Genomic DNA, 12,621 nt, shown 5'->3' with positions numbered 1-12,621 from the left:
CGCCTGCTGCATCAAGCTCCGTCGCTCTCGCCAATCTTGCTTGCACGAATATACGAATCTTCCGTGCTGCGAATATGCGCACGCAGTTCCGTGCAGGCGCGACGCACGTTGCCTTCGCGAATCAGCCGCATGATTTCCGCGTGCATTTCGTCGCATGAACCGACGGGTTTGTCGCCTACGGCAAGCCGCGCGCGCAGCGCCTGAATCTTGTCGGCGACGAGTTGATAGGCGGATTGCAAGTAGGCGTTGCCGCAGCATTCGAGAATCGCGCCGTGGAATTGAGCGTCCTGAATGCGATGGCGCACGTCCTCGCTCAAGCCGTCGTCCCGTACCATTTTGAGCGCTGCCGTCTGACGCTGCGCAAGCGCACTGGCGTCACGGCGCATGGCCAGTTCGAGCGCCGACAGTTCGATGATCTCCCGAAACCGGCAGATCTCGCGAACCTGCTCTTCGGTCGGCTTGAACACCAGCGTGCCCGATTGCGGAAGAATTTCGACCAGTCCTTCCAGCTTGAGTTGCAACAGCGCCTCGCGCACCGGCGTCTTGCTGAATCCGAATTTGAGCGCGAGCGCACTCTCCGACAACTGACTGCCGAAGGGTAATTCGCCATCGACGATTGCGTCGCGGATCATGTCCTTCGCAATCGCGGTCAACGACTTCGGGCGCTCGACGTGCTTTTCGATCTTCATATTCAAAGGGCATCGACGATGGGTCGTATGACCGGGATGGTGCCTGCATAAAAGCACCGGAATGTTTTAGGAATATTAGCACGGGCCGCTTGCACGACCAAGAATTGATATCTAAGATATCAGTTAACGAATGCCGGTGCCTTCGAAGCCGCGTCGTCCGAACAACATCGAAAACTCGAACGGAGGAGACACATGCGTGACTTTCGCAGTATCAAGCACGTGCTGGTAAGTGCATTGATCATCACGAGCGGAACTGCTTTCGCGGCTGGCCCGATGAACGCGGCGTCGCATCCGCCGCTTATGGAAGTGGTGGCCGAGTGGAATCGACTGCCCTACGATCTCGGCGACGCTCAGGCCGAACAGGCGTACGACAGCAATCAGACATACAAGAAGGTCCTGCTGCAAGGCGTGAAAGTCGATTCGAAAGGCACGATGTACGTCAGCACCGCGCGCTGGGGCGGCCCCGACGTGCCCGCCACGCTGTCGAAACTCGTGCAGAAGAAGGGACGCTGGGAACTCCAGCCCTTTCCGAACGTAGCGATGAACAAGGTCGGCGATCGCCAGGCGTTGCAGTCCGTGCTCGGTTTCGAAATCGACCGCAACGACGTGATGTGGATTCTCGATCAGGGGCACATCGCCGGGCAGCCATCGACGCCGGGAGCGGAAAAACTTGTGCTGTGGAATTTGAAGACGAACCGCGAAATCCAGCGCTACGAATTCAACGACGCCGACTCCGACAAGAAGTGCTCGTTCCTCAACGATGTCGTCGTCGATAACGATCGCGGCTTCGCGTACATCACGGATTCGGGCATTTTTTGCGACCATCTGCACGGCGGGTTGATCGTGTATGACCAGAAGACCAATCGCGCGCGCCGCGTGCTCGATCAGACCGTCTTCACGACCGATGAAGCCGACTTCCATTTCCGCATCGACAACGAACCGGTGCTCGGCAAAACGCCGATGCGCACGGGCGCGGACGGCATTGCGCTGTCGGGCGACAAGCGCACGCTCTACTGGACGAATCTCTCGGGCCACACGCTCTATTCGCTCGATACCGCATTGCTGCGTGACTTTCACACCAGCGAATCCACGCTGCGCACGGCGGTGAAACGCGTGGCGACGCTGCCGTCGAATACCGACGGCATGATCGCGGACCGCCAGGGCAACCTTTACATGACGGCGCTCGAAATGAACGGCCTCATGTTCCGCGACGCCAAGACCGGCGCCATCTCGACTTATGCGATTCATCCGGAAATGGCGTGGCCCGATACGCTGAGTTGGACCCCGGACGGATCGCTGTACGCGGTGTCGGGGCATCTGAACAAATGGGTCGATAACGCGATGGACTTCGATCATCCTGCCGTGCCGAATTTCCGCATCTGGAAGATCGAAGCGAACGACCGCAGTTATACCGCGAAGTAGAGGACCAGCAAGACTGACTCGATCGGCATAAAGCATTTCGCCCGAAATGCTTGTCGATCTACTGATTAGGTGTACTACTAACGTAAGGAGCATGAAATGGAACTGGCAGAATTGATCAAGGGTTTCGAGAATGTCGCCACGGCTTCCGTCGCCGATGCGGTGGATCAGATCGCGGGCGTGCGCGGATATATGGATGAATCGATCAAACCGCGTATCAACGACAAGAAGATCGTCGGTCCCGCCGTCACCATTCTCGAAGCGCCGACGCACGAAAAAGTGCCGCCGCAGCACGCGCTCGACGCAATCGACGAATCGCCGGCCGGCAGCGTGATCGTGATCGGCATCTACGGCGAAACGAACGTCGCCGTCTGGGGCGGCCTGATGACGGCGGGCGCGGTGGCGAACGAACACGTCGGCGCCATTCTCGACGGTGGCGTGCGCGATCTGACCGAAATTCGCCGCGATTACGATTTCCCGATCTATTCGCGCTCCGTGTCGCCGGGAACGACGGTCGGCCGCTTCACGACGCTTGCCGCGAACGTGCCGGTGGATTGCGGCGGCGTGAAAGTGCATCCGGGCGACATCATCGTGGCGGATATCGATGGCGTCATCGTCGTGCCGCGCGAACATGCCGACGCCGTGCTGAAGCTGTCGCAGGAAATCGATGAGCGCGAGTTGGAACAGGCACGTTTGATCATCGGTGAAAAGTCCTTGCGCAAGGGGCTCGCGAAGTATGGCCGCATCTGACATGACGGCGAATAACGCAGCGGAAATCGTCGCAATCGGCGAGCCGATGATTGAGTTCAACCAGACACGGGCTAACGCGCGCGACTTCCTGCAAGGCTTCGGTGGCGACACGTCGAACTTCTGCGTGGCGGCGGCGCGGCAAGGCGGACGCGTCGGTTATATCACGCGCCTGGGCGACGATGCGTTCGGCCGCAGCTTCCTCGAACTATGGCGCGACGAAGGCGTCGATACGAGCGGCGTCGCGACGGATCGCGAAGCGCATACCGCCGTGTACTTCGTCACGCACGACCAGCGCGGCCATGCCTTCAGCTATCTGCGGCGCGGATCGGCGGCGAGCCGTCTGTCGCCCGCGAACGTGCCGCTCGACGTGATCGGCCGCGCGCGATATCTGCACGTGTCCGGCATCAGCCAGGCGATTAGCGAAAGCGCGTGCGACGCGGTGCTGGCGGCGGTCGAGCACGCGAAGCGCGAAGGCGTCGCGGTGACGTTCGATCCGAACGTGCGGCTCAAGCTCTGGCCGCTGACTCGCGCACGGGCCATTGTCGATGCCACCGCGCGCCTTGCCGACTACATGCTGCCCAGTCTCGAAGACGCGCAGACGCTCACCGGACTCGACGATGCCGAGTCGATCGTCCGGCACTATCTCGCGCTCGGTCCGCAGACCGTTTGCCTGAAGCTGGGTGGCGACGGCGTGCTCGTGGCACAAGGCGAATCGCGCGTTCGGATCGAAGGACACAAGGTCGATGTCGTCGATGCGACCGGTGCGGGCGACTGCTTCGACGGCGCGTTCGTCACGCGGCTCGCGGCGGGCGACAGCGCCGAAGACGCAGCGCGTTACGCGAATGCCGCCGCCGCGTTGTCGACGCAAGGTTACGGCGCGGTCGCGCCGATTCCGCGTCCCGGCGACGTGCGCGCCATGCTGTCCGCAGGCTAACGCTGTGGCGGCCGGTCATCGCTATTTGACGCCAGCACGATGACCGGCTGCATCGATCGATAACACATTACAGATGTCGCCGAAAAGCAGGCGAGGGGACAGGTCATGATCGACCATCAGGAAAATTTTGCGCTCGAACAGCGCACGATGAAAAAGGTAACGCGACGGCTCTTGCCGTTTCTGATTTTGCTGTACTTCTTCGCATTCCTGGATCGCGTCAACGTAGGCTTCGCGGCGCTGACGATGAACAAGGACATCGGCCTGTCGTCATATGCGTACGGCTGGGCGGCGGGCATCTTCTTCATCGGCTATTTCATCTTCGAAGTGCCGAGCAATCTCGCGCTGGCGAAAACCGGCGCGCGTGTCTGGCTCGCGCGCATTCTCATCAGTTGGGGCCTCATTTCCGCATGCGGCGCGTTCGTGCACGGCCCGGCCAGTTTCATGGTCTTGCGCTTTGTGCTGGGCGCGGCCGAAGCGGGTTTCTTCCCGGGCGTGATCCTGTACCTCACGTTCTGGTTTCCGTCGCGATACCGCGCGCAGGTCGTGGGACTTTTCATGCTCGCCAATCCGGTCTCGACCGCGCTCGGTTCGGTCGTGTCAAGCTTTATCCTGCGCATGGACGGGATGGCCGGCATCGCGGGATGGCAATGGCTCTTCGTGATCGAAGGCTTGCCGTCCGTGCTGCTCGGTTTCGTGACGCTGCGCTATCTCGCGGATTCGCCGCGCCGGGCGACATGGCTCGATGACGACGAACGCAAGTGGCTCACCGCGCGCATCGAGAGCGAAGCCGCCGCACGCGAGTTGCATCACAAGGCGAGCGTGTTGCGAACGCTCGCGAATCCGCGCGTGCTGTTGCTCGGCGCGATCTACTTCCTGATCGTCACCGCGAATAACGGAATGGTGCTGTGGCAGCCGCAGATCATGAAGACGCTCGGCGTGGCCGATGCGTGGATCGGGCCCGCGAATGCCATTCCGTTCGTCGTGGGCGCGTTGACGATGGTCGTGTGGTCGCGCGCGGCCGACCGGCGCGGCAAATATCGGCTGGATCTCGCGTGTGCGTGCGCCGTCGCGGCGGCGGGGCTTGCACTGGCCGCCACTTCGTCTTCGGTGCCGATGATCCTGCTCGGCCTGACGATCGCCGCCATCGGCGGTTATGGCGCGTTGCCGTCGTTCTGGGCCTTGCCCACGACCTTCCTCGGCGGCACGGCGGCGGCAGCCGGCATTGCGCTGGCGAACTCGATCGGCAATCTCGGCGGCTTCGCGGGTCCGTACCTGCTCGGATATGTGCGCTCGACGACTTCCGGCTATGCGGCGGGCCTGGGCATCCTCGCGGCGGCGGCGCTACTCGCGGCGATCGTCAGCCTGCTCTCGGGCGGCGCAGACGAACGGCGCGGGCCATCGCCGCGTGATACGGGCGGCGTCCCCAACCGGCGCGCGAACTGACATACCGGAGGACAGACATGAGCCACAACACATCCGTGCCGCGTCGCCGCTGGTGGATCGGGATTTTTATCGGCATCGGCATTCTGGTGAATTACATCGACCGCGTGACGCTCTCGGTCGCCGCGCCCCAACTCAGCGAGGCGTTCAAGCTGACGCCCGGCGACCTCGGCATTCTGTTCAGCGCGTTCTCGTGGGCGTATGCGCTCTTGCAGATTCCAGCCGGCGTCGTACTCGACCGTTACGGCGTGACGCGCGTCGGGCGATGGGGCGCGTTTCTCTGGGCGGTCTCGTCGGTCATTACGGCTTTGGCGAGCGGCTTCGGCGGACTGGTCGCGGCGCGCTTTCTGCTTGGCGTCGCCGAAGCGCCCGGACTCGCCGCAAGCTCGAAGGCGACGGGATACTGGTTCCCGCGCGGCGAACGCGCGCTCGCGACATCGATCTTCGATGCATCCGCGAAATTCGCCAACGTGATCGGCGTGCCGTTGATCGCGGTCGTCGTGGTGACGTTCGGCTGGCGCTGGGGCTTCTGGGTATCGGCGATGCTGAGTCTTGCTTACTTCGCGGGCTTCTGCATCGTCTACTGCGATCCATCGAAGGACACGCGGCTCGCGCGCGAAGAACTCGCGTATATCCAGCGCGGCGGCGCGACGCCGGAAGGACAATCGGCGACGGGCACCGCGGGCATGCTCGGCTATCTGCTCACCAACAAAAAAGTGTGGGGCCTGACGATCGGCTATTCCGCCTACGACTACGCCTTCTACCTCTTCCTGACGTGGCTGCCGAGCTATCTGGTCACGACCATGCACATGAGCGTGCTTCACTCGGCGGGCTACGCGATGATTCCTTGGGCGTGGGCGACGTTCACCGATGTTTTCATCGGCGGCTGGATCGTCGACCGCATGATTGCGCGCGGGCTCGACGAAAGCCGTGTGCGCAAGGCGGTGCTGATTTTCGGCATGGTCTGCGCGCTTGCGATTCTCGGAGTAATCGGCACCGGCAATCCGAAATGGGCTATCACATGGATCTCGATCTCGCTCGGCGGCCTGGCTATCGCGGGTGCGGTCACGTGGTCTATACCATCGCTCATCGCGCCGCAGGGTGGCGTCGGGACGGTCTCCGGCATCATGAACTGCGTCGGTAATGTCATGGGCGCGGTGGCGCCCGCGCTGACAGGATTTATCGTCAGCGCGACGCATTCGTTCGAGAACGCGTTCTGGGTCGCAGGCGCCGTCATTTCCCTTGGGATTTTGTCAATCGTCTTCGTCCTTGGGCGCATTGAACCGATTCCGGGACCGGCGGACGAGGAAAGGCAAGCCGTCGATGCAGCGACCTGAATGCACATTTCCGGCGTCTCAAGCTCGGACGAACAGCGAAGTCAGTTTCCAGGCGATTGCGTGGGCGGGCGCTCGAACTTGCCGAGTTCGAGCGCGAGTTTGATGGCGTCCTCTGCCGTCCTCATGACGAGTCACGTTCAGCCACGCTCGTATCCGCTGATTGACTTCTGTTTTCCCTCGTCTTGAAACGGGTTCGGCGTTTTGTCCGAGATGATGAGATTGCGCACAAAAAAATGATAGGCGATCGCGCCAAGCACTGACACTACCGCCGAAGACAGGAAGACGAAGGTGAATGAATGCGTGGCGTCGACGATCATGCCCGCGGCCAAAGGTGACAGAGTAGCGCCGAGAAAGCCGCCGAAATTCTGCACCGCGCCAGCCGACGCAACGGTTGAATAGGTTGTGATTTCGGCCGGCAGCGACCATGCATGCGCAACCACGGCACCATTGAATCCCAGCGCGAAGGCCATCAAAATGACCGCAACAGGCAGCCCCGCTGACTGGCCGAACACAGCGTTGAGCGGAAGCAGTGCGAGCACAACGGCCTGAAACAGCAGCGCGGCAACAATGGTCACCTTCTTCGCCTTGAGCGTTGTCCATCCAGACCGTTCAGCCAGCTTTCCAGAGACGATCCCGCTCACGATGTCGCCGATGATCGCGCCAATCCAGGGCACGCTGGCTGCAAGGCCCAACGAAGAAAACTTCACGCCGAACTGCTCGATAATGAACATTGGGATAAAAACCAGGAAGATCTGATAGACCCAAAGATTGCAGAAGAAGCCTGCCATCATTCCCCACATGCTCTGGCGTTTGAACATGGCCGCCCAGGGAACGCGCACGGTATTGGCGGCGGCTCGAACTTCCCCGTCCTGTGCGATATAGGCGCGTTCTTCTCTGCTCAAACGGGCGTTTCGATCGACATCTCGGTAGCAGAACAGGAACACGATGGCGACCACGACACCAGCGACGCCCGCCGCCAGGTACATCGTGCGCCAGCCGAACTCGGCGACGATGAAGACGAGTGCGAAGGTCAGAAATGCAGGGCCGACCTTCAGCGCGGCATCCCAACTGGCGTTGGCGATGCCTTGTTCCTTTTTCGGAAACCATTGCGTGACGATCTTGTTCGTCGAAGGCAGCGACGGCGATTCGGCCGCGCCGAGCCACGCGCGCGCAAAAAGGAATGCCCCGATCGAATGCGCGGCGCCCATCGCCGCGGTGGCGGCGCTCCATACCACGACGGATATGCCCAGCAATTTGCGCGGACCGAAGCGATCGACGAACCATCCGGACGGCAACTGGCCGAACGCATAGAAGAGTGAGAATGCGCTGCCCAGCAAGCCGATATCCGTCGCCGTGAAACCGAGTTCATGCTGCATGGCGGGCGCCGCAATCGACAAGGTCAACCGGTCGATGTTGTTGACAAGCGCGATGAGGCAGAGAAGGCCGAGCACCATCCATCGCTGGCGTCCGGCAGGTTTGGGCGTCGGCGTAGCGCCTGAATTATTTTTCGTGTGCAACATGAACACGTCTCCTGTGATTCTCGATTTCGTGTGTTGAGCGCCGTGACACACCGCATCGCATGCGATATGCGGCGGCACGCATCGACTGAAGAGTTGAATGAACAGGGCGGTTTCAGACCCGGTTGACCGGACTGAGTCGTTCTTCGAGCGAACGCTTGATGCGCATGATGTTCGAAATCCCGAACGACTGTTGATCGATCGGTTGATCTTGCTGGAGGAGATAGTCGGATGCAATCCGGTAAGCCATCCCGCGTTCGCGGAGCAACGCATCGAGCGCGGCGATGAGCGTCGTGAGTTCGCCGGACGTCACCTCGACTTGCACGGCTGTTTTTTCAATGGCCATTGAAGCCACTGTATCCACTGCATTCAGTACGGCGGCAGCCGCGTGTCGTTTGGAGCTTTGCATATTGCCTGGATTCCGGCGCTAGAGACTGACGGCATGACGAAACGACGAAAGCGCGACGACCGACTTGCCGGACACCGAGCGATGACGCAATGCTTCGAGTCGATTGGGAAGTGCGTCGAAGCTCGCGGTCAATAGCGGCTCGCTTTTTATCCGCCCGTCGGCGATGAGTTGCAGAATGCGGTTGCCTGCATCGACGAGGCGCGCCCAGTCCGCATCGCTGCCATGCTGATGCATCGCGCCCAGCGCGACTTCATGCAGCGACAGGGTTCGGCCGAAAGGCGGGCTCGGCCACCCTTCGACGCGTCCCTGAATGCAGACGAGATGCCCGTTCGCGGCGAGCGCGGGCGACAGGCGCGCGGCGTGCGTGGCATCGACGGCATCGACAATGGCGAAGAAACGGCTCGCTTGCGTTTGCGGCCACTCGCTGTCCGCATCTAGCGGCGCTTCGAAACATTCGCTCGCGCCGAGCGCGCGCAGACGATCCCAATGCCGCGGATGACACATCACGCTGACTTCGAAACCCTGCATTGCGGCGAGTTGCACCGCGTAGAGACCGACCGCGCCGCCCGCGCCGCTGATTAGAATGCGCGCTTCCCGCCTCGGCGGCAGCTTGTCGAGCGCGAGCCACGCGGTCAGCGCCGGGCACGGTACGCTCGCGGCGGTGTCGAAATCCACTGCGGAGGGAAACGTCAGCAGCGCGCGCGCATCGACCGGCGTGTACTCGGCGAAGCTGCCCGGCGACGCCAGACTCGTGTGATAGGCCACGCGCTTGCCGAGCCACTCGCGCGGCACATCGGCACCGATGGCGACGACTTCGCCCGCGCCGTCGACGCCCGGCACCTTGCCCGGCTGCCAGTCGACGAGATCGCCGCCGAGCACCTTCCAGTCCACCGGATTCAGGCCGATGACGGCATTGCGCACAAGCACCTGTCCGCTTTGCAGCGGCGCGGCGGCCACCGTTTGCAGCGCGAGGGCGAGCGGATCGGCGTGGCCGGTCCACGTCCACGCCTGCCAGGTCCGGGGCATCGAAACTTCATCTTGCATTCGCAGCATCCTTGTAGTGGCGAGGCGTATCTCTCGCGGCGTCGTCCGTATGAATACGATCGAAAACGACGCCCGCGAAGCCATCGGCGAACAACGCGGCAAATACGTCTTCCGATGACGATGCCGGCGGCCGATCGCCCGGCCCGGTCGATGTCCATTCAACGCGGTATTCGATGGACCAGTTCATGTACGTTCCGAAGGTTCGCTTTCAAATGCCGCAGCCGACAGGCGGTACCGGATCGTGCGCGGCTCGCCAGCCTTGAAAGTGGTTCCGGTACGACCGGCCAGCGGATGATCCTGCGGCGGTGTCACGACCCGCCCCAGATCGAAGAAGCCGTTCACCGGCTCGACGCCGAGCGCGAAATTGTGTCCCGACCATGGCGCATAGTCGCGGCCGCCGTTGCTGATCCATAGCACGGCGTCGGGGAAATCGCGCGTATCCCAGTCGAGTTGGACTTCCGCGCTGTCCGCTGGATAGCGAAGCACGAACGGCGGCCGGCAAGCCTCGAGTTGTACGAGTTCTTCCGTGATCTGCGGCAGCGGAAGGCGCGTCGCATCGAACGATCCGTCCGTTGTTTCGAGCATCCGCAACGATTCGAATGTCCGGTTGGTCACGATGCGCGAATAAGCCGGTTCGATAGGCACCGGATAGGTATGCACCGCATCATACGGACACGCCACGACGTCCACGCCTTCTTGCGGCACCTTGAAAGTGGGATGCAGCGCGAAGGGCAGCTTGATGTCGCGACGCACGCGCACGGTCAGCGAAACCGTGAGCATCGGTTCGTCGGGACTCGCTTCGATGACGCGATCAAGACTTTCGACCGGGTCGTCGGCCGGATAGTCGATGTGCAGCGCGATCCTGTGCGGCGTTTGCTCGATACAGCGCCACAGGTGATTTGAACTGAAGCCGTGACGCCATTCGTCGTGTGCCGTGCGCGCATCGAAGCCTTGCGGCAGACCGGGCGGAACATCGATGGTGCCGAACGGCAGGCAGGGCCATTCGCCCCGCAGGGCGCGCATCAGTCCGGTCCAGGCAGGGTCATCGCCCCACGGCGCGACATGCAGCGGCGAGACGCTGCGGCCCGCGCCCAGGTCGAAGCGCACGGGCGCGAGCATGCCGCCCATCGATTGCACGGTGGCCTCGCCGTGCGCCCAGCTTAGGGTCCAGCGTTCGTTGTCTTGCATCATACGGTCCTGGATGATTGAGTCACGCGCCAATTCGAATTGCCGTTTTATCGAAGAATGCCTGATCCAGTTCGAAGCCGAGCCCCGGCGCGCCCGGCACATCGAGCCATCCGTCCTGCTGTTCGAGCGGCCGTCTGACGAGCGTTGTCCGGTACGGATGCGACGAGGTGTCATATTCGAACAGCGGTTGATCGGCATACAGCGAGTAGTGCGTGTCGGGCGTGGCGGCGATCATATGCATCGACGCATACTGACCGATCGCCGTACCCCATACGTGCGGATTGACCTTCACGCCGTTGACCTGTGCGAGCGTGTTGATATGCCTGAGCGCCGTGAAACCGCCCGCGAGACAAATGTCGGGCTGAGCGATATCTACCGCGCCGGCCTTGAACAGATCGTGGAAGCCATACATCGAGAATTCGGCCTCGCCGCCGGCGACGGGTGTATCGATCGCATCGCGCACGCGCCGATAACCGGCAAGATCCTCGGGCACGACCGGCTCCTCGATCCAGCGCAGCTTGAAGTCGGCCAGCGCGCGGGCGAGGCGGATCGCTTCGTTCGCGCCGTAGGCGTGGTTCACGTCGATCATGAGGCGGGTCTGCGGATCGAGCGCGTCGCGGATCGCCTGCATCACGGCGATGTCGTCCTCAATGCCGAAGCCGAGCTTGACCTTCATCATCGAGAAGCCGGCGGCCTGATGACGCTGCGCTTCAAGCGCCATTTCAGCGGCCTGGCCTTGACCCATCGGGCGAAAAAAACCGGTCGCATAGCACTGCACGCGCTGGCGGAATGCGCCGCCGAGCAGTTGCCACACGGGCCGGTTCGCCACCTTGCCGCAGATATCCCACAGCGCGATATCGACTGCGCTGATCGCGCCGAGCACCACGCCCTTGCGGCCAAAGTCGCGCGTGCGCAGATACATCGTGTTCCACAGCACTTCGGTGTCGAGCGGATTCTGCCCGAGCAGCAGCGGCTTGAGCGCGCTGTCGATCACCGTGGCGGCGATTTCCGGTGGCTGCAAACCCACGCTGAAGGTCTCGCCCCACCCTTCGATACCGTCGGTGGTGCGAATGCGCACCACGGTCGTCGAGCGGCCCGTGACCCATCCCTGCGAGTAGGCGAACGGCTTGTCCAGCGCCGTCTTGAGCACGAAGGTATCTACGCTTTCGATCTTCAACTGTCTTCTCCTGACGTTATCGGCGGCGGTCTTCAGATGCGGCCGAATTTTTCGAGCAGGTCCTGGAAGGTCTTGCCTTCGAGGATCATGCCGCGCATGCGCTCTTCGTTATCGGCGATGGTTCTCGCGCGTTCGTAGACGGCGGCGAGGTCGGCTTGAGGCACGACCGCGACACCGATCTCGTCGGCGACGACCAGATCGCCCGGGTTCACGATCACGCCGCCGCAGGAAATCGGCACGTTGATGCTGATCGGCTCGCGCCGTCCGCTGATGGCGGTGTGCGCCTGACGCGGCCCCGCGACTTTGGCCGATACAGGGAAATCGAGAAACTTCGCCTCGTCGGTGTCGCGGCAACTGCCGTCGATGACCGCGCCGACCACCCCCGCGTTGCGCGCGAGGCCGGTCATCAGGCCGCCCCAGATCGATGTTTCGGTTTCGCCGAATGCGTCGATGACGATCACGTCGCCCGGCTTCGCCACGGTGAACACGTCGAGACAATCGACGATATCGCCCGGCGTGAGCTGCACCGTCAGCGCCGTGCCGATGATCTTGCGATTCGCGCCTTTCGGCTTGATGTCGTGGCGCATGGTGCCGTTGCGTTGCAGCGCATCCGACACGACGCACGACAGCGACATGACTTCCGACATCGCGACAAAGCGGGCGACGAGTTCGGTATCGACTTCGGGACGGGGCTTGATGATGGTGCTCATGAATGTG

Annotated in this window: 13 protein-coding genes; 5 read left to right on the top strand and 8 right to left on the bottom strand. The window is 62.3% G+C overall.

Annotated elements, in window-relative coordinates; translation table 11 throughout:
• Positions 1 to 11: 11 nt before the first annotated feature.
• Positions 12 to 689, bottom strand: coding sequence for a GntR family transcriptional regulator (locus tag LDZ21_RS29865; RefSeq protein ID WP_244797779.1), 678 nt, complete (start codon positions 687 to 689; stop codon positions 12 to 14).
• Between the two features lie 192 nt (positions 690 to 881).
• Here LDZ21_RS29865 and LDZ21_RS29860 point away from each other — a divergent pair, with 192 nt between their 5' ends.
• The 5 genes from LDZ21_RS29860 (at position 882) to LDZ21_RS29840 (ending at position 6,569) form a co-directional block, all read left to right on the top strand.
• Positions 882 to 2,111, top strand: a complete 1,230-nt coding sequence (locus LDZ21_RS29860; RefSeq protein ID WP_244797778.1) for an L-dopachrome tautomerase-related protein — start codon at positions 882 to 884, stop codon at positions 2,109 to 2,111.
• 96 nt (positions 2,112 to 2,207) lie between these two features.
• Positions 2,208 to 2,858 (top strand): RraA family protein, encoded by a 651-nt coding sequence (locus LDZ21_RS29855; protein ID WP_244797777.1) that lies wholly within the window; start codon positions 2,208 to 2,210, stop codon positions 2,856 to 2,858.
• A 1-nt stretch (position 2,859) separates the two neighbouring features.
• Positions 2,860 to 3,792: a sugar kinase gene (locus LDZ21_RS29850; RefSeq protein WP_244797776.1), complete on the top strand. Its 933-nt coding sequence runs from the start codon at positions 2,860 to 2,862 to the stop codon at positions 3,790 to 3,792.
• 105 nt (positions 3,793 to 3,897) lie between these two features.
• Entirely contained in the window at positions 3,898 to 5,235 is a 1,338-nt protein-coding gene (locus tag LDZ21_RS29845) for an MFS transporter (protein WP_244797775.1), read from the top strand.
• 17 nt (positions 5,236 to 5,252) lie between these two features.
• Positions 5,253 to 6,569, top strand: a complete 1,317-nt coding sequence (locus tag LDZ21_RS29840) for an MFS transporter (protein WP_244797774.1) — start codon at positions 5,253 to 5,255, stop codon at positions 6,567 to 6,569.
• Between the two features lie 137 nt (positions 6,570 to 6,706).
• On the opposite strand, the gene LDZ21_RS29835 is transcribed toward LDZ21_RS29840, so the two are convergent.
• From LDZ21_RS29835 to LDZ21_RS29805, 7 genes are all read right to left on the bottom strand, one after another.
• Entirely contained in the window at positions 6,707 to 8,089 is a 1,383-nt protein-coding gene (locus LDZ21_RS29835) for an MFS transporter (protein ID WP_244797773.1), read from the bottom strand.
• Positions 8,090 to 8,201: 112 nt separating this feature from the next.
• Positions 8,202 to 8,432, bottom strand: a complete 231-nt coding sequence (locus LDZ21_RS29830; RefSeq protein ID WP_244797772.1) for a hypothetical protein — start codon at positions 8,430 to 8,432, stop codon at positions 8,202 to 8,204.
• 81 nt (positions 8,433 to 8,513) lie between these two features.
• Positions 8,514 to 9,539: a zinc-binding dehydrogenase gene (locus LDZ21_RS29825; protein ID WP_244797771.1), complete on the bottom strand. Its 1,026-nt coding sequence runs from the start codon at positions 9,537 to 9,539 to the stop codon at positions 8,514 to 8,516.
• Positions 9,529 to 9,726: a hypothetical protein gene (locus LDZ21_RS29820; RefSeq protein ID WP_244797770.1), complete on the bottom strand. Its 198-nt coding sequence runs from the start codon at positions 9,724 to 9,726 to the stop codon at positions 9,529 to 9,531. Before LDZ21_RS29820 ends, LDZ21_RS29825 begins: the two co-directional genes overlap by 11 nt.
• On the bottom strand, positions 9,723 to 10,730 hold the full coding sequence (locus LDZ21_RS29815) for an aldose epimerase family protein (protein ID WP_244797769.1): 1,008 nt from the start codon (positions 10,728 to 10,730) through the stop codon (positions 9,723 to 9,725). Before LDZ21_RS29815 ends, LDZ21_RS29820 begins: the two co-directional genes overlap by 4 nt.
• Positions 10,731 to 10,749: 19 nt before the next feature.
• Entirely contained in the window at positions 10,750 to 11,904 is a 1,155-nt protein-coding gene (locus tag LDZ21_RS29810; protein WP_244797768.1) for a mandelate racemase/muconate lactonizing enzyme family protein, read from the bottom strand.
• A 32-nt stretch (positions 11,905 to 11,936) separates the two neighbouring features.
• The gene (locus LDZ21_RS29805; RefSeq protein WP_244797767.1) at positions 11,937 to 12,614 is read right to left on the bottom strand and encodes an RraA family protein; all 678 of its coding nucleotides are present in this window, start codon (positions 12,612 to 12,614) and stop codon (positions 11,937 to 11,939) included.
• Positions 12,615 to 12,621: the final 7 nt, after the last annotated feature.

Source organism: Caballeronia grimmiae (assembly GCF_022879615.1).
Classification (GTDB): Bacteria; Pseudomonadota; Gammaproteobacteria; order Burkholderiales; family Burkholderiaceae; genus Caballeronia; species Caballeronia grimmiae.
Note: the sequence above shows the minus strand (reverse complement) of the source record. Positions and strands in the feature narration are given on the sequence as shown.

Bases quoted from the DNA above. Each gene is read 5' to 3' on its own strand.
- LDZ21_RS29865 (WP_244797779.1), bottom strand. From the start codon at position 689: ATGAAGATCGAAAAGCACGTCGAGCGCCCGAAGTCGTTGACCGCGATT.
- LDZ21_RS29860 (WP_244797778.1), top strand. From the start codon at position 882: ATGCGTGACTTTCGCAGTATCAAGCACGTGCTGGTAAGTGCATTGATC.
- LDZ21_RS29855 (WP_244797777.1), top strand. From the start codon at position 2,208: ATGGAACTGGCAGAATTGATCAAGGGTTTCGAGAATGTCGCCACGGCT.
- LDZ21_RS29850 (WP_244797776.1), top strand. From the start codon at position 2,860: ATGACGGCGAATAACGCAGCGGAAATCGTCGCAATCGGCGAGCCGATG.
- LDZ21_RS29845 (WP_244797775.1), top strand. From the start codon at position 3,898: ATGATCGACCATCAGGAAAATTTTGCGCTCGAACAGCGCACGATGAAA.
- LDZ21_RS29840 (WP_244797774.1), top strand. From the start codon at position 5,253: ATGAGCCACAACACATCCGTGCCGCGTCGCCGCTGGTGGATCGGGATT.
- LDZ21_RS29835 (WP_244797773.1), bottom strand. From the start codon at position 8,089: ATGTTGCACACGAAAAATAATTCAGGCGCTACGCCGACGCCCAAACCT.
- LDZ21_RS29830 (WP_244797772.1), bottom strand. From the start codon at position 8,432: ATGGCCATTGAAAAAACAGCCGTGCAAGTCGAGGTGACGTCCGGCGAA.
- LDZ21_RS29825 (WP_244797771.1), bottom strand. From the start codon at position 9,539: ATGCAAGATGAAGTTTCGATGCCCCGGACCTGGCAGGCGTGGACGTGG.
- LDZ21_RS29820 (WP_244797770.1), bottom strand. From the start codon at position 9,726: ATGAACTGGTCCATCGAATACCGCGTTGAATGGACATCGACCGGGCCG.
- LDZ21_RS29815 (WP_244797769.1), bottom strand. From the start codon at position 10,730: ATGATGCAAGACAACGAACGCTGGACCCTAAGCTGGGCGCACGGCGAG.
- LDZ21_RS29805 (WP_244797767.1), bottom strand. From the start codon at position 12,614: ATGAGCACCATCATCAAGCCCCGTCCCGAAGTCGATACCGAACTCGTC.